Genomic DNA, 25,290 nt, shown 5'->3' on the forward strand with positions numbered 1-25,290 from the left:
CTCTTTTCAATTTTCAATTTTTTAAAACAACAAAAAGAGTAAAAGGGCTTATACAAATAGGATGCTTAAAGGAGCACGTTAAAAGCATATAGAGGGAACCAAATCATACAGAAAAACGCTTAAAAACGCATAGAGAGAAATATTCTAAAACTCACAAACAACGCTTGGCTTTTCCTTAAAAGGAAACAACATAAATAAACGAAGTAATTATAAAGGAGAGAAGAACCATTTTAGCAGCACTTTTAAGAAACAGATGATGAATCATTTGCACTACGAGTTTTCAATTTTGGTAAAGGAATGATCACCTTTGTTCCGCCTAAATTAGATGTTTCAAACGATGGTTTTTCACCAAATTGCATACAAAGTTGTTCGATCACCAAGTGGCCAAGACCTGTTTTTTCCTCTAAATTTTGGCTATTGATACCCACACCATCATCTTCAACAATCAGGATCATTTGGTCATTATCCTGAGGGATAAAAGAAATATAAATATTCCCACACCGTTGATCGGGGAAAGCATGTTTTAAAGCATTTGTCAGTAATTCACCAAGAATAATCCCAAGTGTTGTAGCATCTCTTGATGATAATTGGCAATCTTTGAAATCTGTGTGAATAGTAATATTTTCGCGCAATTCAAAAGGCACTGCCAATTCAACATCATGAACAACCGAGCTAAGAAATTCGGCCACTAAAGTTGTCTCCATATCATCACACAAACGCAAACGTCGGTGTGCAGTGGAGATTGTTTGAATACGATCGCGTGCAGCACCAAGAACAGAACGTACTTCTTCATTTTTGCTTCGATTTAATTGCAAAGCAAGCAGAGAAGACACTGTACTAAGTGAATTTCCGATGCGGTGACTTGCATCTTGTAGAAGCATTTCAACACGCTGGCGTTCTTTTTCAGCATGGTTGCGTGCTTTTTCCAATTCTTGTGTTCGCTCTTTCACACGTGCTTCAAGGGCAGCATTTTCACTATGAAGCAACAATTGATATGTTTTTAAGTAACGAACATCACGACGAAACCGGTTAATCACAAAATAAGCTGAAATAAAAGTGCTAACAACAGCAACAATCGCTGCCAATGTTAAGGCAGCACGCATAATAGCTATATCTTTGCGTTGTTTTTGCCGCGTGGCATTATCACCATTGATAAAACTTGTCATTAACTGAGCTAAACGTGCAACTTGAAGTTTTGAAATTTCAGAAGAAAATGGTGGTTTAACTAACGGATTGGTAAAAGAATCAAGAGAAACCATATGCGCAATCATAATGGCTTTACGCGCTTCGACTTCTTTCTTAAAAGCGCTAAACCACTCATACCACTGCGGCTTGGAATAGACAATAAGGCCAGTATAATCAAGAATACCATCAAGATCACGAACCGCATTTGTAAAGTGGGCTTTATCTTCCTCCCTGCGGCTATTTTCATAGCGACGGTCCGCTGCTGCCATATCAATCAAATTAATCAATACCAAATCAGCCTGTTCTCGTAATTGTGAACTTGTATTCAACCGTGCAACTTCCCGATCTACTGCGTTGGATAACAGCATAATAAAGATTGCAGCTAAAAAAGCCATCAAAAGAGAGATAATAATTGCTACCCAACGCCAACGTGTAATTGTTGAACCAGAAGAAGATATTTGAGGAAGAAAATCCGTCTGTGTTGTCATAGAATTTCCATCAATACGTCATTCTTCAGTGTATAAGAGAAAGGTTTTTCTGATCATCGGTAAAAACCTGATAGATGCCTGGTGCAGGCTTCTTTTATTTTTCCCAAAAATGCAGGCCAAATTGTTTAGAAGATCTTCCAAACGATGATTTCCTGTAAAAGTTGTAATGGAAAGACAAAAAACAAAGCTTTTAACCATCATGGTGACGCTCTTTAGCTATTAAATGAGCACAATGTACTTCCAGCCGAACAAGCATCGGGACCATAATCGGATTCACCATTTACCTTGAGAAGTTCTTGCAAACGATTGCGCGCTCTACTGACACGACTTTTAATTGTCCCCACAGCACAATCACAAATGGCTGCGGCATCTTCATATGAAAAACCAGACGCACCAATTAAAATGATCGCTTCTTTCTGGTCAGCAGAAAGCATGTCTAAGGCTTTTTTAAAATCTTGCAAATCCAACGATCCGTATTGAGCAGGGTGAATAGCTACATTCTTAGACAAAAGACCATCACTGTCTTGAACCTCTCTGCCTCTTTTGCGCATCTGACTATAAAATTCATTACGCAAAATGGTAAAAAGCCAAGCTTTGATATTCGTACCCATTTCAAAACTGTCTTGCTTAGCCCATGCTTTCATAATGGTGTCTTGAACAAGATCTTCTGCTTTATCGTGCTTGCCACTTAAAGAAATAGCAAAAGCACGCAATGCAGGCAGGATCAAAAGCAATTCCTGTTTAAAATTTTTCGCACCCGTCATCATAAGGGATCAAACCTCTTCTGCGCTTTTTAAAGAGGCGCGTTCTGCCTGATCCAATTTTTCCAAAAGTTCTAGAAAGCGAACAGGAATAGCTTCTTCCTGAATCTCCATATAAAATTGGCGCAGTTTTAGAACAATCTCGCTGTTAACACCAAAAAGATTATCGCCAAGTGCAGAAGGATCGGTGAGATTTTTTTCACCACAGTCGTTCATTTTTCAGTCCCTTAACCCATATATTAACTCAAAGAAGATTTTTCTCTTCATGGTTGTAAATATAGTTGCGCTTAAAAAGTTCCATATGAGGGAAGGAACTTTTTCATATGTTGGGAATTTTAATTTTCAAAAGCGCTTTTAAAGACAGAAGGAGTTATCAATCATGTCATTATCAATGCGTATTGCCCCACATCTTCCTTATCTTCGACGTTTTGCCCGCTCTGTTACAGGCAGCCAATCGTCTGGTGATGCTTATGTAGCAGCGATGTTGGAAGCGCTTATTACCGATATCTCCATTTTTCCAAAAGCATCAAGCGATCGTATTGGAACCTATCGGCTTTTTTGTCACCTTTTTGATCAAACCACGCCCAATATCGCCGAGCCATTGCCGCAATTTGGTCTTGAACAAAAAGCAAATGCAAAATTATCGTATCTTACACCGCGTGCACGCCAAGCATTTTTGCTGATTGCTGTAGAAGGCTTTAATGAGCGTGAAGCAAGCGAAATTATGAATATTGATGCACAACAGTTTCATCAATTTCTCAACCAAGCATCTATCGATATTTCAGCACAAATAGCCACACAAATTATGATTATTGAAGACGAGCCTCTCATTGCGATGGATATTGAACAAATGGTGGCAAATCTCGGCCATCAAGTTGTAGGGATTGCGCGCACCCGTGATGAAGCTATCGTCATGTATCATCAAAAAAAACCTCGAATGGTTTTAGCCGATATCCAATTGGCAGATAATAGTTCGGGTATTGATGCAGTTAATGATATCTTGAAAAATGACCACATACCTGTGATCTTTATCACTGCTTTTCCAGAAAGATTACTGACAGGGGAACGTCCTGAACCAACTTTTTTGGTGACCAAACCCTTTAATCCTGATATGGTAAAAGCACTTATCTCACAGGCTTTATTTTTCCAAGAAAATGCTTCCAAAGCCGCATAATGGAAAGCAATATTTCAATTATGAGCATCAACCCTGTTTCTACTCTGCCTATGGACAGATCCCATCTCAGCGCTCTCATGCAGGCCATCCGCAGCGCTGATATTTGTGTTTTCTATCAGACAACAAATTTGATCCATTTATGGGCTGAAAACTTGCCGCAGCATTTGCACAATAAATGGCGAGTGGGGTGTCGTGACAATGATTTTTTTTCGTCCGATCTTGCCGATAATATGGAAACGATCAAATTACAGGTCTTAGCCACTGGTAAAATGCAAACCATTGAAGTGCAATTTGAAGATATGGCAAAACAAGAAATTTGGTATAAATTCTCGATTGATTGTGACCGCAATGATCGTGGAGAAATTATCGGCGTGATTACAACTGGTGTTGAAATTTCAGGTCTGCGCCGACGCGAACAAGTACTGAAAATTTTGCTCCGAGAAGTTAGTCACCGCTCTAAAAATCTTTTGGCTATCATTCAAAGTATTGCTAGTCAAACTGCACGTTATACAGAATCGCTCCAGGTTTTCTTACGCAAATTCCAAGGGCGTCTGCATTCTCTTTCTCATTCTCAAGATCTCATTACCGATTCCAACTGGCGCGGAGCACAATTTTGTGAACTGGTACAATCGCAAGCTTTGGGTTATCTCGTAAAAGAAATAAAGCGATTTTCCATTGAAGGTGCTGATCCTTACCTCTTCCCAAATGCGGCTTTGCATATTGGTTTGGCCTTTCATGAATTAATTGTCAATTCACTCTCTTTTGGTGCCCTATCGCAAGAAAAGGGAAGCGTATCTGTACGCTGTGAAATTCACGCAAATACTAATAAACCAGCAAACCTTTTAATCACTTGGCATGAAAATTTTGAATCTGGAACTACTCTTTCTGAGCACAATAAAGCCTGTTTTGGCAGTACAGTTTTAGAAAAAATTGTTCCCATTTCTGTAAATGGATCAGCCTCTTTAAAAGTAACAGAAGAAGGAGTGGTTTATTGTTTATCTGTACCTGACACTTATTTTGATGTTGATACGTTTTTTTAAAGAACATTTCAAACACGAAGAAATACACAAAGCCCCTTCATCATTCCCGATATGATGAAGGACTTTGATGTCTATGCACCCTTTTTGAAGCGAAAACTTAAAGTTTGTACTACCAGTTTCTTTAAATCAAATTGATACAACCAATCTCTTGGCAATAAATTTACACCACTGCTCTCTTCAGAATAAATCTAACTTCACTCATTTTGGAACAAATAAAATGTGTAAACGTTTAAGCTGCAAATCTCTCTTGCCAAAAGATTGCTTAAGAAGCTATCAACATTTTTTCTGGAAAGTATTTTATGAATCCTATCGTTACCGTTCTTCTTCTAGTTTCATGTACCGATGATTTGAGCAGCTGTTATTCCAATGACTCCATGGTGAAAATTTACCCAACAGCACAAATATGTGAGCAAGATATCGTACCATCAATCAAAAAACTTATGTCCGGGGAGCAAATCTTTGCCCAATGCACAGACATACCAATAAACTCAATACAACAAAAAGCCTCTCTCGTTTGGTCTGTCACAAACCAAGGCAATTTCCTGCTTCAAAGTCTCCATAATAACAAGTAAATAGATCTTAAAAAACCAACTTGTGACTTCTTTCTTGTCTTTTCTAAACACTTATTCATTGTAAAAAAATCATTTAAAGCATAAACCCTTTAAGCTTTCAAAAAAGAACAATGGAAAAATGAACCATGACTTATAATAATACGCACGCTTTGCAGGAAAACCATACAGAACAACACACCCTACCCCAAGATGAACCTTTAGATCCTGCAGTAGAACGAGTGAGAAAAAAACTCATGCGTTTAATGATCATATCCATTTCAATTACAATCATTCTTATTCTTTTTGTGTTTGCGGGAATAATCTATAAAATTATAACACCTGAAATAGCTTCCAAACAGACAAACTCTCTTGCTCTTCAAAGCGATAATCTACCCTTTGCCAATCATACACTCTCGCTGCCACCAAAAGCGCAGATCATATCGCAAAGCCTCTCAGACCATCACATTGCACTGAGAATTTTAATGCCAAACGGGCAAACACATTTCATGATTTATAATTATCGCACAGGTGCTCCTATCGCAAATCTTGTTATAACAATGACACAAGAAACATCTGTCACAAAGCATCTTCAAGTGCAATAACACCTGAACACAAGCTTAACCTTTTCCCCCTACTGAACGCGTCGTTGTTGTCTTGCGTCGACGCAGTTTTTTTGCTGCCTCTTCACCGGATAAAAGAAGGGGAGTAATTTTTTTTGCAGATTCATTCCTTTTTTCAGAGAGCGCTAAAGTTACTTGAGGCAACTCATCAGAAGAGAGCTCTTGAGCCTGAATATGCCGACGCGACAAACGACGCGATTTTTTGGCAGTTTCACTTGCCTCTTCAGCAGTTCGTTTTTCTTGTTCAACAGTTTCAATTAATCCAGAGCTCTTGGCTTCCGGTGCATCAGACACCTGTATATTTTTTTTGCTCCCTTTTCGCCTTTCATTGTGTTTTTGTGGTTGCGTGTGCATCACAGGCTTTTCATCATTGTGATCATCTATTTTAGTATTTTCAGCACCTGTTTCTTCACAACTCTTCTCACTATTTTCATCACACTGAACTGATTGAGAACTATGTCCAACTGCTGCAAGGATAATACGTAAATAATGTTCAGCATGTTGTAAATAATTTTCCGACATAACGCGGTCGCCAGCACCTTGTGCATCACGTGCAAGACTTATGTATTTATCAGCAATTTGCTGAGCATTGCCACGAATTTTAACATCCGGTCCGTTACTTTCATAATTACGGGACAATGGATTAGGGCCACGACGATTATTGTTATTATTACGATTGCGTACCCGTCTATTTTGCTGTGACCTCATATGTATCCCTTTTATATGTATTCCTTTTGGATTATATTTGTTAATTGATTTTTCTTATCGCATTATTTTTTAATAATGCTGATCATGTTTAAAATACGGTTATGAAACTATCCCCGTTTTATCTAATTTAAATGATATTGAATTAAATTATATCAAAAGCACATATTTTTGAAATATCACCCAACACAGCAGGGAATATTTTAGTATAATTCCCAATTTGTCTGCTAATAAGTCGAAACGTAACGATGTTCTTATAAAATTCCAAGTGTTTTTTTTAAAAAAATCCATATTTCTTAAAAAAAATGATCATCTTGTGGAAAAAGAGTAAAAACAAACACAGTTTTTTCTGATATTTTCTCTAGCTTTTCTATTACCAACACTTCCTTTAAGAAAAAGAACAAAATGCTGTGCTTTTATTCCTGCAACACTCACAAATGAGAACAAGAGTGAGAAAACAAGCCAAAAACCAAGTTGATCACTCGTAACCATGCTGTATCAAAAAACCTTTTTAACTCATGATGTAAAAGTTGCACTTTAGGTATATAAGGCTTGTACCAATTTTCACACACCATATCACAAGTTGTAACACTCTCATAATTACAAGCATAATCAAGAATATCAAGAGCTAAATCAAATAAAGAAAAATAGCATGTCTCGCTTTCTATTTTCACTGCTCATTGGCGTTTTTATATAAATTGTTTTCTTGAGTTGATACAAAGTTAAGCAGTAGCTTTCTTCATTCTTCAGTACACACCCACTATAAATTTCCTATTTCTATCTGATTGAATAAGAAATAAAAAATCTCCCGCTTATCAAACTATCTAGAGCACTCTCTAAAATTATAACTTGTTATATTACTGTAAACTAATGATTAATACCCGTTTTATGTCCCCTCCAATATCGTTATCCTTAAAACCTACCATTACTGGTATCTTGAAAGTGAGTGCTGTTTTAGCCAAATCCAGAATGTTTTTTCCACCCGAATGATCACACGACCACTCCCCTACCTGGTAATCATCTGGTTTTGATTTGGGGATGAATGACAACCTACAGACCCCTTTAGTATTAGCAATAACCGAATTTATAAAGCCCATTTCTATAAAGTCCGCTTCTAAAAATTCATACGGTCCAGCGAAAGCTGTTCCTACCATTAAAACCATTATACTCAAAAACAGAAGTATTTTTTGTTTAATTTTCATAATAATTTTCTTCCTATACAATAAAATAAAATTGTTTTTTATTTCTTATGCAAGAACTATATTTATAATACTTATCTTGAGCCAAGAATAAAAACAACTATTTTAAGTATAGAGCGTTGAGCTTTCCAAAATAACTCTGCTCCAAATTCCTGTGCTGATTTAATAGGAAAATAAGATGACCTTGATTTGCGACTAGCAAGTTCAATCCATGGGCATTCTTCCCAAACTCAGTGCTCATCAGGAAAACCAGCTCGTTAAAACAAGCTCGTTGTGGTTGAACATCTGATAATGAAAATTTACATATAATCGTCCATTGTAATCCGGATTGAAAACAAATGAATCAATATTCCCGTTTCTTACTCTTCCCCATTCAATAATTTGATTCCAATGAATATAACACCAATGCAACTACTTCTCGCTCCTCTAGATGTGGGAAATACCCCTCTAACGATGCTATTAACATCAATAAAATGGGGGATAACACTAATATGATAAATATAACCTTTAGATTAAAGTTACCATTAACCCAACTTATCGCGAATCTTCGAGAAGTTGTTATTGCAACATAACCGGAACCAGAACCTGACAAACCAGTAGGCATTTCACGCACATGATCCCATAGGCTTGTGTGTAGTGGCCGGTTGATTAGGTCGCAATCCATCCATACCTCTTAGAATAGAAATCACCAGCGATTTTTATACTTTCAGGAGTATCCATAGCTGCCCCATAGACTTTTTTGACATCATCAATGACAAGCAAAACACGAAAATATAAAAATCACTAAAGAAACAAATGATTAAGTATAATTTTTCTCATAAAATCCCCATCATTATGTAAATGATACAGATACCATAATACATTAATCTAAACCCTAAATTATAAATAATTAAAACCATCTTACACAGTGCCAAGAGCTTATTTAAGCGCTTCTTCTCTCAAAACACTCCTACCTTAAAAATTATTGAAATCTTGCGGCCCCTTCACACACAAAACCTCATAAGAGTACAATTAAAAACACCCCTTCATTAATACTAAATAAACCAAAGCTCACTTTATCATCAGAAGCTTTTTTCAACTCGCTCATTGCCCTATATAATTTATTTGTACGTGAACTCTTCAATAATTTGTTATGTATGAATCAGCTAACCAATGGTGTTACTCAAAAAATACTTTCATGCACAAATTAAAATTTTTAATGAGACTCCTTAATTGTGTTATAAATGTGATCACTATATATTGCGGTTTAGTTAGTGATTCATAATAATCCGGTGCTCAATAAATTATGACACATACTGAAAATCACAGTGGTTTCTTCTAATATAAATTCTAGAGTATAAAAAACACACCTAAATGATGAAAAAAAGAAAAGAACAGGCGTTAAAAATAAACAAGGGGAATAATCATTATGCTACAACGCAACACTCTCTTGGAAAAGAAGAGCGAGAGTAATATTGTTCACCCTTCCCCTTGGGTCAAATTACCTGACAGAGAAAGTTTGTTCGAAAAGCGCACACATCGTTTTATGCATTTAGCCACAACCAGCCCTAATAAAGAAGATCTTTTATTTTGGGCTCATTTTTGCAATGCACAGCAACAATTAACAAACACATTGCAAGATTTTTCCACAGCACTTAGCCGTTTTACGATGGTGTCTGCTCCTCCTTTTGACCGATCAAAAATATTGAGCCTAGGATTTTATGATAGCGTTGTGCATAATTTTTTAAATCATATTTCAACCAGCGTACTACCTGTAAAATATCAAGAAGCTTTCAACAAAGCACAACAGCAGCAAGACCAATGGCGCTTATGGGGGCATGATCTGTTAAATCACCCACTTTCCCACCAACATTTAGCAGAACATATTTTCATCACCGGTGCTTTGCAAATTATTTATTGCCTCATTGCTTCACAGCTTAATCCTCAAACATTGATCCCACAACAAAATAATCTTTGTCCCGCCTGTGCAGGCACACATTTGACTAACATTGTTGATGGCTGGAAAGGCGAAGAAAAACCACAGCTTTGTTCTTGCCTTTATTGTAGCACATTATGGCGCTCTGCACATTTTCAATGCACTTTTTGTAACGCAACACACAGCAAATTTCACCATAACTTTGAAAAAGATTCAAAAAACATTTTATTAGACGACATTCTCATTGAAACCTGTGAAGTATGTAGACATGACTACAACCAACTCAATCAACACGACAATTCATCTCTCAACGTTTCTGCTGATGATAATGAGCATACTTATTCTAAATTCTTTCTTGAAAATTCATTCTCATTTGAAACAGAAGAACTCTAACCCTTTTTAAACTAAAAACACAAACGGTTAAATATCCCCCTCTTTCAACCACCTCATTTGTGCATCAATAGAAAGTGTTCACTTTGCACCCCCCCCATGGCCGTTGACTATCGCAGCCATCAAAAATTAAAATATCAAAACACTCGGCATATCTTAAAAAGATTCTTATCCACAAACAAACGTGCCATCTTATAAAGAAATGGTCCACGCACTGCTACACTTCCTCATATAAAAAGCCTAATATCATTTTGAAAAAATCGCCACAGCCTTTAATGTGTTTCAAGTTAGCCTTTTTACTTAACCAATATTCCTTTAAATAAGAATTCACTTACATCATTATCTTAAAACACTAGCGACTCCCACTCACCATGTTTGCAGTTTAAAATCAAATTGAGAAATACTCTCGTTATAGCTCACATATTTATTATTCATAGTATTTTACCTATTCTCAATTCTCCATTGAAGAATCAAAAACGATTGCGCATTTTATTACTATTTTCATCTTGTTCATTGATTAAACAATCCCGTAAGAGGAAATAATTTCCATCCCCCGGCCTGATCACTTTAATACATTTTTCCTTTGAGTTATCAGAAACCTCTTCCCACATTTCGCGAACTGTAAAATAAGCTTCGCTTTCTGAGCGCAAGCAGCGATAATAAACCTCACCCCTCATATCAGGTAGAACTGAAGCAGCAATTTCTTTACAATAAATGTACAAATCAAATGTCGGAATAACGAGCTTAACAGGCACATTTTGTGGAATTTGTTTTGTGAAAAAAAAATGATCAGCAATTTTTTGAACTGCAAAATAAAAAATCAACACACACAAAAAAAATGCAAAAAGAATAACAGAAATCTTACGATATGCTTTTCTACGATAATATTTTAACCTCGTGTGGATTTTTTTGTCCATGAACTGTCTGCCTTTAATCGATCATGGCAAATTTTGAACAGTAAATAGTGCGACGAATATAAAGATCCATGAACAATCAACAGTATTATGAATTGTCTTGCACCAAAAAGCAATTACTCGTTTCATAAATCCATCACCCTTCTTGTAATCAAGAAAAGGTAAAGCTTTAATTATTCTGTAGCTCTTTTAAATATTCTCAACCTTTTTACTGATCATTTAATGAAATAAGCGCGCGCTCCCCATCTTCTTATAAGGTCCACTCTCCTTTTAAAAATAGCAAATTATACACAAAGAATATATGAAAAGCATCACCAAAGAATTTGTGCATATTCTAAACCCTATGAGAGTCAAAGATACCCTGTCTTAAACATCATATTATCACCCCATCCGTCTAAACCAAATCTATTGTTTGTGCTATTTATGCCTTCCAACATTTTTCTTTTAACCAAAACGGCTACAACCATGAAACCAGTGTGATAGCAACAGTTTTGTTTCAATTAAATGTGCTAGCTCATAAACGAAGGGTGATTTAGTCCAACCCGTGCAAAACAGTGAAACACTCATTTGGCACCGCGCCAAGAAAATGACAGATATAAAAGAGAGAAAGCAAAAAAGTTCATCATTGATTTTCTCATGATTTTGAAAAGCTAACATAGTTTGGACACGCATTTTTTCTGTTCAAAAGAGCGTCCATAATAAAAAAAGCTGCCTCATATGACAACAATGATACAAACAACAACCAAGCTCTAAGGCAATAATAAGATCACAATTGTTCTTCTCTCATTCGAGAAAGATACACGAAAACACCTACTATCATTGCGATAACCATAACGGCCGCTAAAGCCCATTGTACAGGCCCATATCCGGTAAAAATCCCTGTTAAACCTGAAAATGATCCAATAACTGGTGCTAGAAATTCTGCTGTCAAAATAGAAGCACCGCCTGTAGCTTCCACTGCCTGATAATTAGAACAAACATAAGCCCCTTTAGCCCATAACCCCGCTTCAGCAGCACGTCGGTGCACAAGACCTTCCAAGCGTTGCCCTTCTGATTTTGTCCATTTTTGCAATTCAGCCGGTACAGCTTCATAATCACCTTTATTAAGCTTTCTTAAAAGTGTAGAGTTACAAAAAGCGCTTGTTCCCACATTATAGCAAAAGGACACAAGAGCTGCAAATTGCTCATCAGTTAAAGGTTGAGAAACCGCCTGTTCAACTATTTGTTCAAATTGTGCTAAATCTTTTCGCAAAATGGCTTCCGCTTCAGCTTTTGTGATCCTCATACCCTCTTGTACAATGGGCGTACCTGCCTTAGTTGTATGACCATAACCAATTGTCCACACACCAATGACATCTTGGTAGGCCTCCAAACGCAAACCCTCCCATTTTTTAATCAACGCCAACCCTTCTTTTGATATTGTCCGCATTTTTTAAATCCTTAAATTTCCCCCAGACGTTAATACTCACCACCTTGGATTGTTGGCTAACACATATTGCCTATACCTTGCTTGCAGTACCTCTGCTTTCATTGTCCTGGAGAATTGTTGTCAATTGTTTCTCTAAGGCAGCAATACGCTGCAATAACTGTGTAGTGATTTGAGTATTCTTTTTATCTTCACGCCTCATTTCTTGCTGCATATGTTTTAAGAGAGCATTTAAAGGAGCATGACCCATTCTCCCACTCGCATAAAGAACCAAGCGAATATGTTCAGGATCATCAATATCAGCGATAGAAAATGGAAAAAGTGCCATTTCGTTCTCTCATTTTTTTAGTGTAAAAAAACAACTCTCTTGGAAAATACTTAAATGCCCTCATAAACGCACCAACCGCCTACCACTCAATTAAACAAACAAGCTGCCCAACACTTTAAGCAAACTACAAACCTCTCAACCACTCAAGCAAACCACACGCGAGTTCAAGCTTAAAACCACACCAAACATGCATTCTCCTCTTTGGAAAAAGGAAAAGAAATCTTCAAAACACAAGCTTGTTATCTTCTCAAATGAGATACTACCTGCCAATCTTCTGTATGATTTAATATCTTAATGGAAATAGTGTGGTGAAAAATCTTCACATATTTGGCATATATTAAGTTTTCTTGCTTTATATTCGGCTCTCATGTTTTAATGGCGTAAACAATTGCAACATTAACAGGACGTGTTTCTGAATCACCTGTTTTGTTGATTGTAAATGTGTGCGTATGATCACCCGCAGGTTTGGTATAAACCCGCCTCTCAAAATTATGATATCTAGGCAAAGTGCTTCCTTTAGCAGCATCTACCGAGAAAATTTGTTGTAAAAATTCATGCTTATGCTCACCCGCACTATCGATTTTTCCTGTATGCGTATGAGATTTAATAGCATCGTTTTGCCTGCTTCCCAAAACGCGATCTTTATCAATCTCTCTTTTACTATCAAGCCCACGTAAAAACATACCACGTAAATCAGGTACATTGAATGTAGTTTTTTCATCACCACTGCCCCATATTTCACCAATGGCTGCAAAGAGACTTGCGTAATCCTTGCGCGAATAATCTTTGCCGTCACATAAAAGCCACCCTTCAGGAATTTTTTCCATGGCAAAAGTCGCAATGAAACCTGATGGGAAACTACTTACTGGTTTTGGAGCAGCCACAGGTGTGGGATTGGTTAAATACCAGCCATCTTTATCTTCTCCATCAATACCACATTGATAAACAAGTTCATAAAGACCATTTTTTTGAATCTCCCCTCCACTTAAAGGTACCAATCCATTTGGTGTTACCTTATAAACAGGCTGAGCAGACAATTGATTTAATACAACATTTGTTGTTTTAGTATTAACCCCCTGCGCCTTAAAGCGAACAATAATATCGTTTGTATAAGCAGCAATAGGAGACTTAGTAACCAGGTGAATAGATGTCTCATTCCCATCTTTTTGTGTGGTAAATTTTGCTTCAATTGTTCCACCATTATCCGTTAAATACTCTCTAATACGTTGCATCATTGCACGTGCACTATCATTGACTGAGCTTGGTGGTTGTCCTTCTGCCCAGTTAATGATATCATCAGCACGTGCATTTTCGTGCGCCACCAGCGACCAATCATAAATCGAACTCATAGAGTTTCTCCTTCTTGCATCAAATCAATACCAGAAAAGAGGGAAAATGAAGGGAAAAAGCGTTTATCTTCAGGTGATATAACTTTTTCCATCTCAAAGCCAATTTTATCATAATCGACATACAATAACTGTGTTTTGTCATCCATATGAACAGCATCAGGCTTCAAACGCATCAGATCTTGCGCAATCACCCCACGATAACGCTGAGGATCTCCTTTATAATTAAATTCATAAAGTGGATAGCCATTTTTCTCCCCCACAGACACGATATTGTCTTTAACTCTGGCATCAGAAAGGCCCATAATACCACCAATTAATCCAAGCACTTGCCGTGCATCACGTAAAGGATCTTTGGTGACTGAAGGCACTGTCACACTCTGTCCTGTCTGAGTACCATAATTTCCAGCTGCTGTTGTGCCCACTTTGAGCAATTGTTCTAATCGATTCCACGCTTGGTTGTCTTGCTCCATCCATTTTTCACGCTCAACATCCAAAGCATGCTGGTTATTGGCATCTTGCACCATACCACCCTTTAAAGCATTGCTCTGAGCATTGCTTTGTCCTTGATAGAAGTTGTTTGCAGCATTAATCTGATTATGCGTAGCCTTATCAATCATCTGATTGGCATTCATCATATTCAGTACATCTTGATTATATTGTTGTGCTGCTGCATTTGTTGCTAAAGCTCCCAACTCATCAGTTAACACACCGGTATGTGCTCCAGAACCATAGCGCCCTGCCCCCGCCATAGACTGATTAACAGCATCAGAAGTTTTAGAAAGCGCATTGTCCAGTGCATCATTAAATTTGCTATTGTTTCCAATCCAACCACCACTTGCCATAGTGCTAAGATTTTGTTGACTTTGAGTAGGGCTATTTAACCACTGATTGATTGTTGGATTGTTAAACTGGTTGGCAGCATTTCCTAACCCCTGGATTGCATTGAGCGTTGCATCACTCAAACCGGCATGGCGATCACCTTCATAAACATTTCCTCCAATACCTTGATTATACAAATCAAGAGCATCAGAGCTTGCTTGTTGTAAAATACCTTGTGCCCATATCGGTGGAGCATTTGTCTGTGTTGTTGTTTGAACTTGAGGGGTTTTTCGTCTACTCATGGGGTGAGAACCTTTCTATAATGAATAAGATTGATAGCATGTCCATGTTGGCCAAGCATTTTAGACCATCCAAACCTTCCCATAGTTAGCATTTCATCAGCATGAATTGTTCGAGCCCATTTTTCAACCTGATCAATCAATTTGACCAACTTCAGCCCGCCCTTTCCAGCCAGGTCTAAAATGACAACGCGTTTTTTCCCAGTGTGCGTCATTTCAATTTTAGTGATCACGAAAGCACTAAATTGAGTTTCATTTTTTAAGATCAACCATAATTGTGCTTGTCCACCAGCAATCTCTTTTGCAATAGTGTCCAAACACACATCATCGGGAAACCGCTTGGCATATGTTTGCATCGCCGCATTGATAGCTTCTTGATAAAGGGCTATTTTTTCCCACGGCCATTGATTTGTAAGATGAATAGAATACAAATTTTGACTGTTTTGTTGCGCAGTTACATTTTGAGCTTCTTCACCCTTTTGGCAGTCAATCTCAGTATCTTTTCGTCCAACTGCCTTCACTATTTGTTGCACTTTCCTCCAACATCTTCTGCCCATTCGTCCGTTCCCACACCCTTATTTAACAGCCCAACTACCCTTGCTTACTTACTCACCCACATTCTTACTTGCCTGCCCAACCGCCCTTGCTTATTCACCAACCTTTTACTTGCCTGCTCGTTAGCCCTTTGCGTACCTTCTCAACTACACCTTTGCTTACTATTCACTAGCCTCTTACTTGCTTGGCTCACCCATATTCTTGTTTAACAGCTTACCGCAAGCCAGCAGATTTTAACGCCACATTAAATCCCGTTATATGTGACCAATTAGCCCCTTCAGGGATCCGCAATTTGAAGCGATAAAACCGCGCCCTCACGCGACAACGGACTTGACCTGTATGAGAAGAAGCCTGTCGTTCTGGAAACCAAACAATTTTTTCCTCGATTGATTGGTGCAAACGCATCCCCACAGACACATAAAATTCTGTGCTATTGACCTGGGGCATAATATTGCTCACACGGGTCATCATGCCACTTGTCTGTCCCATTTCTTGCGATGTCACCACACACGCCATTGGTTCACCAGAAAATGACCCAAGCCTTCCTTGTTGATCAAACGCACCAAGGGCAGGCGCTTCATTTTGCCAAACTTTACTGTCGAGAGAAAATGGTAAATCATCCAAACTACAAGAAACCCGATCAAGCCCTTCCAAACTGTACCCAGCAGAAAAAATAGGTAAAATCATTGCAATGTTAACAGTCGCCACAGCCCACTTTTTCAGGCCCCAATCATAAATCAGCAAGGTGCGTTCTTGCGTGTTCTCATCAAGATCAATCATCCAATAAACACGCGTATAAACACCATCAATCGCAGACCACAAAATAGGCAGGCTGCTTTGATTGATTCTTGTAATCATAGTCCGATCGACTTTTTCAAAGCCAATGGGTGTAATGTGTCCATCAATAGTAATTTGGTAAAATCCACCCTCATCAATAAAGAAAGCAAGATCGCCCCGACACACAATCGATTCAGAAGTCTTTGCACCTCGTTTATCGTGGATTTTTTGAAAACTAAAAATAATCTTGGACCCAGGAATAAAGGACCCAGCATAAATAGCCGAGCGCATAAAGATTAATGGATTAGTCGTCTCTGTTGCCCCTTGCACATATCCACCATCAGGAAAATCTTGATAATCGCAACTTTTTTTACCTACAGTCCAAAATTCTGCATCATTTAACCCAGACCAATGTACACGTCGGGGGTGTTCAGTTAATTTCATCAAACAAACAAAATCACCCCAAACACGAACGATCCCAGCTTGTGGCGGGTTTCCTCCTAAATCTCTAAAAGTTTCATCATGATCAATATCAATGACCTGTGGTTTATCATTGGCATTAACAGCAATGACATAATCACCAAACAAAGCAAATGACCAAGGCGCATCGACATTAGCAAAATAACTCTTTCTCTTTTGGCTAATATCTTTCCACTGCATGCTTGTATTATCGAGAAGATAGATTTTTTGTTCCGTCCCAATAATAATAGACACACCATTTTTTGTCCTCACAGCAATAGCGCCTAAAATTGTATCAGGACAAGACTGAGACAAAGGGCTAAAGCTTGGCATAGGAATATAAGACCCATCAGCAGGTAACACATTGATGAGCTCATCAGTAAAAAGACCATTAATATCAGCAATATCAGGTCTATATTCAGCAACTGAAAAAAAAGCCATTTAAAACCCCATAAACCCAATCATCTAAAACCCACAATCCCTAAACCCACAGTCATCAAAACTCTCGCCAAGCACTTAAAACCAAGCACCGAAACCCAAGGACCTAAAATCCTGTTGGCACAATTTGTGAGCATCCCTTTCGACGCGATGTTTCATAACGCAAGATCTGAAGCTGTTCTTGAAAATCGCCCAAAGAAACAGCGGCACATTCAGGATCTTTGAGAATATTTTTGTAAAGTTCATATTTCGCCCTCGCTTTAATGAAATCAAAGGCATGAACAAGCCAAGGATGATCTTCCCCCTCCATGTCCCCTTCAACAAAACGCAAAGAACTATAGGAAAGACGAACTGTTCCAACAGTTTCAGGCGTCGGGAAGAGACCTATTTTGCGCTGACAATAAGTATAAAAAACAGGTATCCCCTGCGGTGGGTTGGACCCATAATCTTTTTGCAACATTTTAGCAGTCTTATAGATAAGTTGTGTTCGTGTTGCACCACCCTGCTCTAAAAACACACCTTCAAGAGCCCCCACTGTCTTAATTAAGCTCTCCACCGTCTTAATCGAAACATCGTCTTCTTGCCCATACCACGTTTGCCCACTTTGTGTTTTGAAAGTTACCTCTTTGTGTTCATTAAAGAAAAAAGGTTCCCGTTCACATATGCGCAAAGCAGCACAAATGGAATCATAAATTTGAACACAATATTCACCCGTTGTATCATCAATCTCATCTTGAATAAGCTCAACCATACGGGAAAAGGTTGTCGCGCAGCTTGATTTGAAATCAAGAGGATGGGAATCGACAGCTGGAATAGTCATTGGCATAAACAATCTCTTTATACGTGTTATCTTCTTCCCCAACAAAATGCTCTGCTGGGAAAGAACATGTCAAAAACACCCTTAAGTACCCAAATAGGTGTATAGGTGCGCCTTCACTTCAAAAAGCCTCTCAATAGGTGTACCCTCACCTTTCAAATAGGTGTAAACCCAACCTCATAAGGGCACTTTATAATAGACGCATCCCAAGCTTTTAAAGTTAAGTATTAAGCTAACCTTAAAACCCTCAAGCAGGTGCTGCATAAGTTGAGATAACGATCGCCCCAAAATCCTGCTTTCCTTGGGAGCTTCCTGGCAACTGAAAGACCGGTTTTTTCATCCCAATAATCGTTTTAGCAGCTACACCAAACTCGCGCTCATAGTCAAAAAGCTCTTCTACCAATTTATAGCGTGTAGCCCCACGGTCTTTACCAAAAGCGATAACGGCACTTTGTGCTCCAAGCAGAACAGCACGACGCGTATTCTCAGCAGAACTATTGTTTAAAGTTGTCTGCACACCTTCAGTCACATGCGCAGCTTCACGCAAAATAACTCCATTATACATGCCAAGTGACCCATTATAGATAGGGTTCTTCATGCGGCTTCCACTATAAATCGCTTTGGTAATATCAAGCCACTGACCAGACTCTGTATTCGTACGCAATTGTGTCACTTGTGTTGGGTGAAGATACATCACATAAACACTTTCCCCATCGACACGCACGGGTCTAATTTTTGGCATGGCAAGCTTAGCGCGTTCCACCGCTTGATCAATCAATTTTAAATTAAACTCATCGCCTTTCTTCAAATCTTCATCTTTCTCTTTCCCATTAGCGCGTATTATGCGTTTACTTGTTGGAGCAGTTGGCTTATTAAACCCGTAATGGACAGGCTTTAATTTAAACTCTTGTCCTTCAAAGTTTATTTTTTCTGCCGAATATCCACACACTTGAATAAAAAACATCATGCTTAAACGATCAGCATACCAATCAACCAAAGCATTTTTAGCTTCTGTACGTAAATTATACAAAACCCGTTGCTGATCGATTGTTCCTTCATTTTTGACACGCACAGCATGAGAAAGTTCATTAATAACCAAGCGATCATTTGTAAATTTTAAGGCCTCTTCTTTGCCTTCAAGTTCCTCCCCTTCACTCACACCTTCACCAAGCAAATGCATACGTAAACCAAAGGTAATGGAATCACCATTTGCTTTAGTGGCCTCATCTTTCAACTGTATGATGCTATTGGAATCTCTCCCAATTAATGGAGCGATGGAAGTCGCTTTTGAAATTTCCCCATTAAGTAATTTGGACCACGCTTTTACAGTCAATGCGTTATTGACGTCAATACTCGTTACAGCCATTATTTCCTCTTATAGTCTTGATTAAAAATCCGGCCAAAAGCCGGTTGCCGAATGTTCCCCCCTATCTGATAACCAGATGCCTGATAATCAGAACAGCGGTCACTTAATAATGGGTTGTGTTTTTTGGCAGATTTCTGCCTCTCTTTTTTAAAGATCCACATCGCCCATTAAACGATTAAAAGCAGCTTTATTGTTAGGATCATCAATCCAAGTGCTAAACTCTGCCTCAGACATTTTGTCGAGCATTTCCAAAGACATAGACCCCTTTGGATTCAAACCATTATAGGCAGAAAGTGTACGTGCAGAATTTTGTCTTTCCTGCACACGCTCAACAGTATTTTGCATAGGAGCAACAGTGTTAACAGTGTTGCCTTGCTTGTTTGTATATCCCATATTCTGCGCAATAGAGTAAATCACTTGCGCCGGGTTTTGCTTGTTTTGTGCACAATCACGCAAAATCTGCTTCAACTCATTACCAATCAATGCATCAATAACTTTGGGATTGGCTCTTTCAGGGTAGAGAGAAGCGCAAGAAGCCAGCTGCTTTGCGCGCATATCATAAACAAAATCAGCAGCTTGATCAAAATCAAGATGCTTGTGCTTAATAGTCGCAACAGACTGATTAAAAAAGGAACGCAGCTTTTCTTCTTCTGAGGGAACAGAAGTGTTTTTATCGTCTTGCGCCTGTGCCAATTCCTGTTGTGTTTGATCCTGCTGTGTTTGAGTTTTTTTCCCCAGCCATTGTACATAGCCCATAAAATCTGCATTAGGGTCTGGCTGCACCTCATCCTTCTGAAGTCCCGGTGCTTCTTGAGAAACTTTACCTTTCTGAGAATTTTCATCAAAAGGTATACTCGCGTTTTCTCCTATTGCTCCACCCTCTCCATTTTCTTGAAGAGGATCTTGTACGAGTTGGTTTTGCTCTTCTGGCGTTAATATTTCTTCATCCATTGTGCTAACCTTCTTTCTTCAATAATGCTTGCTTCTCAGGCAATGCTTCTTTTCAAAACAATGCCCTTCTTCTCAGACAATAAGGTGTGCCTCTGCCTTCCCCTATCGCTTCACTCTCTCCACTTATCCTTCAAGAAAATTCCGCATGCGCTTGTCCTGCCTTTTCAAGCCGCAACGCTTCCTCATCCCCCAACCGCAATGCTTCTTCCATTCTCCAGCTGCAACATTTCCCCATCATCCCTCCCAACTGCAACACTTCCTCATCTACTGTGCCAGCTCTTTCCTCACACGAATAATCTCCCTGTCAAACAACGCTCTCTCCTTACACAGTCCCTAGCAGGCAATAGCTTCTCCCAGACAATCAGCCTTCCGCCTCCTTAAAACAACACTTCCTCACCCAGTGTACCCCCTCGCCTTTAAAGGCAACACCTTTTTCCTCAACAAAGCCTCACCCCACCACCTCCAAACCAATAAGGCAAATAATAAGAGGCAATAAAGATACAGTTCTTATCCATTAGGAAGTTTGTTGTGCATTTTGCGCCATACGCAAAAGAGCTTGGATCGCTTGTTTTGTCTCTTGCGCGCCCTCATTTTGTGCCCCAACTTGTTGACCACTTTGCAATTGCTCCTGCTGCTGCCCAGCTTTTGTAGCAATTTTGTGAATGAGCGATGCCGGCAAAGGTGAATAGCGTAACAAGTCGAGCATAATATCTGGTGTTGCAAAATTTTGCATCAAAGGGAGCAACTGTGTAATCATAGCAAAAGTGCGCTCTTTTTCATTAGGACTTGTTGGAGCATCATCCACCACAATATCATATTCTAAACTTGTAATAACTTCCCGCGTTAGCGGAACATACTGAGCATTTTCTTCCCCAGCAATACGCACCAATCGCCCATCAGAAAGATAATTTTGAATAAGATAAAGAATAATTTTTCCCTGTCGCTGTCGATAGCGTCGCAAACCATCAAAGAAGGATGCCAATAAATTAAGCGATGATTGACGGCGTTGTTCTTCAAGAACACCCGGTTGATTTACCGCACGTGTTCCAACAAATTCCGCAGACAACCCTGTAACCTGAGAAATAGCTCCCTTTGCTTCATTAAAAAGCTGGAAAAACCCGTTGGGAAATTGCCCAGCAGGTTTTGGTTGTATTCTTCCACTAGCCAAAGCGCCACTTTTAAGCCACGTAATACTATCCGCCCTTGCCCAGCTTTCCATAGCTTGGCGATCGTCATCAAAAGCATCTCGTTCAGCCATAACCCCACCTTTGGATTGGCTATTGAGCAAATGCATCACTTGACTAAAATATTTATTAGCCCACCGTTGTGGATCTTTTGCAGGCTTTACAACCCCGTAAAAATGTCGACTGAATTTATCAAAATAGCCCGTAATGCACTCCCACCCCAATTGATTGGATGGCACCAATGGCTTATCAGGAGCTTCAAACAATCTTTTACCTAAAAAAGCACGTTTAACAACTTTTTTCGTCAATCTTGTTGCTTGGATATGCGGATTATTTTTGCGCAAAAATTGAAAATCTTCCTCAGAATAATCAATATATTGCCCAGTTTCCAAGTTGAGAACTTTATAATAAACCTCACGTTCAAACCACCGACATTCAGCCAGCGTCACCATTGTGCGCTCATGATAGCTAAATTCATCGTCGATTGCATCTCCATAACTTTGTGCACCACTTCTACCTGACCGTGTTGAAACAAGGTGGTGTGCCCAATCGGCATGCAGATCACTCCAATGAACATCGGGGAACATTTCTTGCGCAATCTCTAAAGGCTTTTCATCGATATACCATAGGCGCTGCGCATCAATAAGATTAGGCTTAACAGCACTTGCATCCCATACCATTTTCATAGGATCCAAGCGCGTAATTACAGGCTTTCCATTAGGGTCATCTTCATAATCAAGCCGCGTATCAGTCCAACCCATCCCACAAATAATGGCATCTTGAAAAGCGTCAGAATCTTCATATTCTCCATCAGCCTCATCACGAAACCATTCAGCCGCTCCCGTTAAAATCTGATTGGCCAAAGCTGCTCCTGGTTGCCGAGGAATAAATTGAACCTGTCGTTTATTGTTGCGCTCAGCCCCAATCACAGCATTTACCAAAGGAGCAATGCGGTTAAAAGTCATCACAGGTCTATTGTGTTCTCGCAATACAGCAAGATCTTGCTCATTCCATTGTCGCCCATTATAAAAGTCATAATCTTCTTGAGCGTTTTTTCGCCACTGTTCGACATGCGCAATATCTTCCTGATACCAGGTAACAAGCTTTTTAAAGAGTGCCTGATGTTGAAGTGTCTCAATCGGATCGATTAAAGATGTCTGTTGGTCCATTAAAAAGTCACCCATAATGTTAAAAACCATCCACGATGATAAATTCACCTACAATGTGCAAAACTCTGCACAAGCCTTAACTCCCCACGAACTTAATTTTCGTTTTCACGGTTTTTCCTCTTCGTGGTCTTCACCCTCTTCATATCGTCCAAAACACTCATATGCTTCAAAACACCTATAAGCTTTAAAAGCCACTCAATACATCCACGAACTCTCATAGCTTCAATCCTTCTCACAACCTCAAGTTCCTCTCTTGGCCTCATGTTCCACGAGCTCAAATCCCTCGTCCTCACAGTTACCCCTCAAAGCCTTCACCTTCACAAACCTTTCTCCCTCGTGACCTCACCCTTTATGGCGTTTTCACCGCTCTTACAAACCTTCACCCCTCACATCACTCAAAACACCCATAACGCCACTCAAGCCACCCATGAAAACCCACACAAGCGACCCATACATCCACGAAATCCTCATATCTTTCAAGTTCCTCTCATGACCTCATTCTCTACAAACTCAACCTCCCGCCTTCACGGTTGCTTCCTCACAAACCTTCCCCCCTCATGGCGTTTTCATCCCCCTCACAAGACCTTCACCCTTCATACCCCTCACAAGCACCCATGAGGCTCACAAATCACCCATACATCCACGAACCCTCATAGCCTCATTCACCCAAACTCAACCCCCCGCCTTCACGGTTGCTTCCTCACAAACCTTCCCCCCTCATGGCGTTTTCATCCCCCTCACAAGACCTTCACCCTTCATACCCCTCACAAGCACCCATGAGGCTCACAAATCACCCATACATCCACGAACCCTCATAGCCTCATTCACCACAAACTCAACCCCCCTCCTTCACGGTTGCTTCCTCACAAACCTTTCTCCTCGCGGCGTTTTATCCCTCTCTCAAGCCCTCACCTTCATATCATTCAAAGCACCCATGAGCGCCCCCTCAAGCCACCGCCCTCCCTCAAACCACCTATTGCACCACCCGCGCACTTCAAACTACCTATGTGCTCAAAAAGCCATCCATGAAGTTGAAGAACTCTGAGAAGAACGATAAACATTTTTTCGCGGTTGGATATTGGGCTGTTCATAAGCAATACACATCAACCCAAAACTATCAGCCCCATGGCTTGCCCAATCATGTTCAGCTCCCAAACCAATATTACGCTGTTCGTCGCGTTTTTCATGGTACCATGCAAGCGCTTTTCGTCCTGCTGTTGTTGTATCACGATTAAACCATATAGCTGGAAATAAACGCCTCACAGCTTCGATACGCATTTTGACGGCACCCACTCCTTGGTTGGGAATAATTTTGGTCTGAAAACCAGCGTGTTGAAGAGCACTTTCAAAACTAACATTACAAACGCGATCTTTTGTCGCTCCATCATGAGGCAAAACCATTAAAGCTTTATCATATCCCCTTTGGCACACCCATCCAATATGCTCCGATAAAGGCTGCCCTTGTGCTTCATAATAATCGAGAACACGGATCTCGCGTCCAATAAATTGCGCAACCCATAAAGCCGTCGCATCAGCCTTTGCTCCCGTTCCACCAATATCCCAAAAGATCTTGATCTGAATGAGCGGGTCACGCGGCACATGAGTAACGCGTCCTTCCTGCTCAGCCTCAAGCAATAATTTTTGATAATACGCTCCTTGCACAGCTTGTAGATATTCTCCTTCCCAAATATGATTGTACTGCTCAGGCCTTTGGGTAAAATCAGCTTCCCGGGCACGATTGAGCCTATCAGGAAATCGAGGATTATCCCTCCAATTGATTTCAGCTCCCTTGATATGAGGGTCCTTCACAGTACGAAATCGCTTTTCAACAGGGGCATTCTCGCGTAAAGGGTTCCACGTAACCCATAATTCACAATGCCAATTTTCCCCTTCTTCCCGCAAGGTTGGAATCAACGTTTGCCAAGCAGCCTCAGTAACAGGCTCAGCCTCATCAACCCAACAAAGCAGAATGCGCCCCATTGATTTAATGCTTGCAATATTGCGATCTAAACCAGCAAATGCATAAACAATACGTCCATCTTTTGATCTAACGTATTTATCACCGATCTCATAATAGTCTCTCAAAAAACTGTAAGATTCAATAGCGCGTTTAATTTCCTCTAGCGAACTTTCATTCAGCGAATTTTGAAACTGTCTTGCACATAAAATAATGCCTCTCTCCCCTACCTTCCCATGTCGATATCCAATCACAGCCGACATCAGGGCAAAAGAGCGTGTTTTACCAGATCCACGTCCTCCCCAAGCAGCACGCACATCAGCCTGACCAGAAAAAACAGGAATCAATTTCGGAATAAGAGCAATTTGAACAGTCGTCATTAAGAGATATCATTGTAACATCATGAGAATAACCCCACAGCAGATCAAACACAGTACCATCCCCTCATGAGGGT

At 39.7% G+C, this 25,290-nt stretch carries 24 protein-coding genes; 5 read left to right on the forward strand and 19 right to left on the reverse strand.

Translation table 11 applies throughout. The annotated features are described in order from the left end of the window. Positions 1–242: 242 nt before the first annotated feature. The 3 genes from BWD162_RS06080 to BWD162_RS06095 all read right to left on the reverse strand — a co-directional run bounded on the left by BWD162_RS06080 (position 243) and on the right by BWD162_RS06095 (position 2,650). On the reverse strand, positions 243–1,673 hold the full coding sequence (locus BWD162_RS06080; RefSeq protein WP_078705844.1) for a sensor histidine kinase: 1,431 nt from the start codon (positions 1,671–1,673) through the stop codon (positions 243–245). A gap of 212 nt (positions 1,674–1,885) precedes the next feature. Further along, on the reverse strand, positions 1,886–2,440 hold the full coding sequence (locus BWD162_RS06090) for an RNA polymerase sigma factor (protein WP_078705846.1): 555 nt from the start codon (positions 2,438–2,440) through the stop codon (positions 1,886–1,888). Positions 2,441–2,446: 6 nt separating this feature from the next. Then, entirely contained in the window at positions 2,447–2,650 is a 204-nt protein-coding gene (locus BWD162_RS06095; RefSeq protein WP_078705847.1) for a NepR family anti-sigma factor, read from the reverse strand. 163 nt (positions 2,651–2,813) lie between these two features. Here BWD162_RS06095 and BWD162_RS06100 point away from each other — a divergent pair, with 163 nt between their 5' ends. From BWD162_RS06100 to BWD162_RS06115, 4 genes are all read left to right on the forward strand, one after another. Further along, the gene (locus BWD162_RS06100) at positions 2,814–3,608 is read left to right on the forward strand and encodes a response regulator (protein WP_078705848.1); all 795 of its coding nucleotides are present in this window, start codon (positions 2,814–2,816) and stop codon (positions 3,606–3,608) included. A gap of 20 nt (positions 3,609–3,628) precedes the next feature. Beyond that, positions 3,629–4,648 (forward strand): sensor histidine kinase, encoded by a 1,020-nt coding sequence (locus BWD162_RS06105; RefSeq protein WP_078706159.1) that lies wholly within the window; start codon positions 3,629–3,631, stop codon positions 4,646–4,648. A gap of 299 nt (positions 4,649–4,947) precedes the next feature. Further along, on the forward strand, positions 4,948–5,220 hold the full coding sequence (locus BWD162_RS08000) for a hypothetical protein (RefSeq protein WP_078705849.1): 273 nt from the start codon (positions 4,948–4,950) through the stop codon (positions 5,218–5,220). Between the two features lie 125 nt (positions 5,221–5,345). Further along, on the forward strand, positions 5,346–5,801 hold the full coding sequence (locus tag BWD162_RS06115) for a hypothetical protein (protein ID WP_078705850.1): 456 nt from the start codon (positions 5,346–5,348) through the stop codon (positions 5,799–5,801). A gap of 15 nt (positions 5,802–5,816) precedes the next feature. On the opposite strand, the gene BWD162_RS06120 is transcribed toward BWD162_RS06115, so the two are convergent. The 3 genes from BWD162_RS06120 to BWD162_RS08195 all read right to left on the reverse strand — a co-directional run bounded on the left by BWD162_RS06120 (position 5,817) and on the right by BWD162_RS08195 (position 8,387). Continuing rightward, positions 5,817–6,527 carry a DUF4167 domain-containing protein gene (locus BWD162_RS06120; protein WP_078705851.1) on the reverse strand — a complete coding sequence of 237 codons (711 nt, stop codon included), beginning with the start codon at positions 6,525–6,527 and terminating at the stop codon, positions 5,817–5,819. An 854-nt stretch (positions 6,528–7,381) separates the two neighbouring features. Further along, the gene (locus tag BWD162_RS06130; protein WP_078705853.1) at positions 7,382–7,726 is read right to left on the reverse strand and encodes a hypothetical protein; all 345 of its coding nucleotides are present in this window, start codon (positions 7,724–7,726) and stop codon (positions 7,382–7,384) included. 370 nt (positions 7,727–8,096) lie between these two features. After that, positions 8,097–8,387 carry an enterotoxin A family protein gene (locus BWD162_RS08195; RefSeq protein WP_078705854.1) on the reverse strand — a complete coding sequence of 97 codons (291 nt, stop codon included), beginning with the start codon at positions 8,385–8,387 and terminating at the stop codon, positions 8,097–8,099. A gap of 744 nt (positions 8,388–9,131) precedes the next feature. Here BWD162_RS08195 and fdhE point away from each other — a divergent pair. After that, the gene (fdhE, locus tag BWD162_RS06140; RefSeq protein ID WP_078705855.1) at positions 9,132–10,031 is read left to right on the forward strand and encodes a formate dehydrogenase accessory protein FdhE domain-containing protein; all 900 of its coding nucleotides are present in this window, start codon (positions 9,132–9,134) and stop codon (positions 10,029–10,031) included. A 467-nt stretch (positions 10,032–10,498) separates the two neighbouring features. Here fdhE and BWD162_RS06145 read toward each other — a convergent pair whose 3' ends face one another. From BWD162_RS06145 to BWD162_RS06200, 13 genes are all read right to left on the reverse strand, one after another. After that, positions 10,499–10,945: a hypothetical protein gene (locus BWD162_RS06145; RefSeq protein WP_078705856.1), complete on the reverse strand. Its 447-nt coding sequence runs from the start codon at positions 10,943–10,945 to the stop codon at positions 10,499–10,501. Positions 10,946–11,708: 763 nt separating this feature from the next. Continuing rightward, positions 11,709–12,371: a lysozyme gene (locus BWD162_RS06150; protein ID WP_078705857.1), complete on the reverse strand. Its 663-nt coding sequence runs from the start codon at positions 12,369–12,371 to the stop codon at positions 11,709–11,711. Between the two features lie 70 nt (positions 12,372–12,441). Further along, positions 12,442–12,696, reverse strand: coding sequence for a hypothetical protein (locus tag BWD162_RS06155; RefSeq protein WP_078705858.1), 255 nt, complete (start codon positions 12,694–12,696; stop codon positions 12,442–12,444). 365 nt (positions 12,697–13,061) lie between these two features. Beyond that, positions 13,062–14,045, reverse strand: a complete 984-nt coding sequence (locus tag BWD162_RS06160; protein ID WP_078705859.1) for a tail fiber protein — start codon at positions 14,043–14,045, stop codon at positions 13,062–13,064. Then, positions 14,042–15,166 carry a tail fiber domain-containing protein gene (locus BWD162_RS06165; RefSeq protein ID WP_078705860.1) on the reverse strand — a complete coding sequence of 375 codons (1,125 nt, stop codon included), beginning with the start codon at positions 15,164–15,166 and terminating at the stop codon, positions 14,042–14,044. Before BWD162_RS06165 ends, BWD162_RS06160 begins: the two co-directional genes overlap by 4 nt. After that, positions 15,163–15,720, reverse strand: coding sequence for a hypothetical protein (locus BWD162_RS06170; protein WP_236824109.1), 558 nt, complete (start codon positions 15,718–15,720; stop codon positions 15,163–15,165). The genes BWD162_RS06165 and BWD162_RS06170 overlap by 4 nt, the downstream gene beginning before the upstream one ends. Positions 15,721–15,931: 211 nt before the next feature. Next, entirely contained in the window at positions 15,932–17,395 is a 1,464-nt protein-coding gene (locus BWD162_RS06175) for a hypothetical protein (protein WP_078705861.1), read from the reverse strand. Positions 17,396–17,498: 103 nt separating this feature from the next. After that, positions 17,499–18,212, reverse strand: a complete 714-nt coding sequence (locus BWD162_RS06180; RefSeq protein WP_078706161.1) for a hypothetical protein — start codon at positions 18,210–18,212, stop codon at positions 17,499–17,501. A 244-nt stretch (positions 18,213–18,456) separates the two neighbouring features. Next, positions 18,457–19,575 carry a N4-gp56 family major capsid protein gene (locus BWD162_RS06185; protein ID WP_078705862.1) on the reverse strand — a complete coding sequence of 373 codons (1,119 nt, stop codon included), beginning with the start codon at positions 19,573–19,575 and terminating at the stop codon, positions 18,457–18,459. A 147-nt stretch (positions 19,576–19,722) separates the two neighbouring features. Beyond that, on the reverse strand, positions 19,723–20,526 hold the full coding sequence (locus BWD162_RS06190) for a hypothetical protein (RefSeq protein ID WP_078705863.1): 804 nt from the start codon (positions 20,524–20,526) through the stop codon (positions 19,723–19,725). A gap of 514 nt (positions 20,527–21,040) precedes the next feature. Further along, positions 21,041–22,894: a portal protein gene (locus BWD162_RS06195; RefSeq protein ID WP_442855921.1), complete on the reverse strand. Its 1,854-nt coding sequence runs from the start codon at positions 22,892–22,894 to the stop codon at positions 21,041–21,043. Between the two features lie 77 nt (positions 22,895–22,971). Further along, positions 22,972–23,172, reverse strand: a complete 201-nt coding sequence (locus BWD162_RS07720) for a hypothetical protein (protein WP_153301006.1) — start codon at positions 23,170–23,172, stop codon at positions 22,972–22,974. A 718-nt stretch (positions 23,173–23,890) separates the two neighbouring features. Continuing rightward, the gene (locus tag BWD162_RS06200; RefSeq protein WP_078705864.1) at positions 23,891–25,216 is read right to left on the reverse strand and encodes a PBSX family phage terminase large subunit; all 1,326 of its coding nucleotides are present in this window, start codon (positions 25,214–25,216) and stop codon (positions 23,891–23,893) included. Positions 25,217–25,290 lie beyond the last annotated feature (74 nt).

The organism is Bartonella sp. WD16.2 (assembly GCF_002022505.1).
Lineage (GTDB): Bacteria > Pseudomonadota > Alphaproteobacteria > Rhizobiales > Rhizobiaceae > Bartonella.

Coding starts and splice junctions, on each gene's coding strand:
- BWD162_RS08195 (WP_078705854.1), bottom strand. CDS start 8,387: ATGGATTGCGACCTAATCAACCGGCCACTACACACAAGCCTATGGGAT.
- BWD162_RS06175 (WP_078705861.1), bottom strand. CDS start 17,395: ATGGCTTTTTTTTCAGTTGCTGAATATAGACCTGATATTGCTGATATT.
- BWD162_RS06145 (WP_078705856.1), bottom strand. CDS start 10,945: ATGGACAAAAAAATCCACACGAGGTTAAAATATTATCGTAGAAAAGCA.
- BWD162_RS08000 (WP_078705849.1), top strand. CDS start 4,948: ATGAATCCTATCGTTACCGTTCTTCTTCTAGTTTCATGTACCGATGAT.
- BWD162_RS06100 (WP_078705848.1), top strand. CDS start 2,814: ATGTCATTATCAATGCGTATTGCCCCACATCTTCCTTATCTTCGACGT.
- BWD162_RS06105 (WP_078706159.1), top strand. CDS start 3,629: ATGAGCATCAACCCTGTTTCTACTCTGCCTATGGACAGATCCCATCTC.
- BWD162_RS06155 (WP_078705858.1), bottom strand. CDS start 12,696: ATGGCACTTTTTCCATTTTCTATCGCTGATATTGATGATCCTGAACAT.
- BWD162_RS06160 (WP_078705859.1), bottom strand. CDS start 14,045: ATGAGTTCGATTTATGATTGGTCGCTGGTGGCGCACGAAAATGCACGT.
- BWD162_RS06130 (WP_078705853.1), bottom strand. CDS start 7,726: ATGAAAATTAAACAAAAAATACTTCTGTTTTTGAGTATAATGGTTTTA.
- BWD162_RS06200 (WP_078705864.1), bottom strand. CDS start 25,216: ATGACGACTGTTCAAATTGCTCTTATTCCGAAATTGATTCCTGTTTTT.
- BWD162_RS06195 (WP_442855921.1), bottom strand. CDS start 22,894: ATGGGTGACTTTTTAATGGACCAACAGACATCTTTAATCGATCCGATT.
- BWD162_RS06150 (WP_078705857.1), bottom strand. CDS start 12,371: ATGCGGACAATATCAAAAGAAGGGTTGGCGTTGATTAAAAAATGGGAG.
- BWD162_RS06185 (WP_078705862.1), bottom strand. CDS start 19,575: ATGGCTGTAACGAGTATTGACGTCAATAACGCATTGACTGTAAAAGCG.
- BWD162_RS06170 (WP_236824109.1), bottom strand. CDS start 15,720: ATGGGCAGAAGATGTTGGAGGAAAGTGCAACAAATAGTGAAGGCAGTT.
- BWD162_RS06190 (WP_078705863.1), bottom strand. CDS start 20,526: ATGGATGAAGAAATATTAACGCCAGAAGAGCAAAACCAACTCGTACAA.
- fdhE (WP_078705855.1), top strand. CDS start 9,132: ATGCTACAACGCAACACTCTCTTGGAAAAGAAGAGCGAGAGTAATATT.
- BWD162_RS06180 (WP_078706161.1), bottom strand. CDS start 18,212: ATGACTATTCCAGCTGTCGATTCCCATCCTCTTGATTTCAAATCAAGC.
- BWD162_RS06090 (WP_078705846.1), bottom strand. CDS start 2,440: ATGATGACGGGTGCGAAAAATTTTAAACAGGAATTGCTTTTGATCCTG.
- BWD162_RS06120 (WP_078705851.1), bottom strand. CDS start 6,527: ATGAGGTCACAGCAAAATAGACGGGTACGCAATCGTAATAATAACAAT.
- BWD162_RS06165 (WP_078705860.1), bottom strand. CDS start 15,166: ATGAGTAGACGAAAAACCCCTCAAGTTCAAACAACAACACAGACAAAT.
- BWD162_RS06115 (WP_078705850.1), top strand. CDS start 5,346: ATGACTTATAATAATACGCACGCTTTGCAGGAAAACCATACAGAACAA.
- BWD162_RS06080 (WP_078705844.1), bottom strand. CDS start 1,673: ATGACAACACAGACGGATTTTCTTCCTCAAATATCTTCTTCTGGTTCA.
- BWD162_RS06095 (WP_078705847.1), bottom strand. CDS start 2,650: ATGAACGACTGTGGTGAAAAAAATCTCACCGATCCTTCTGCACTTGGC.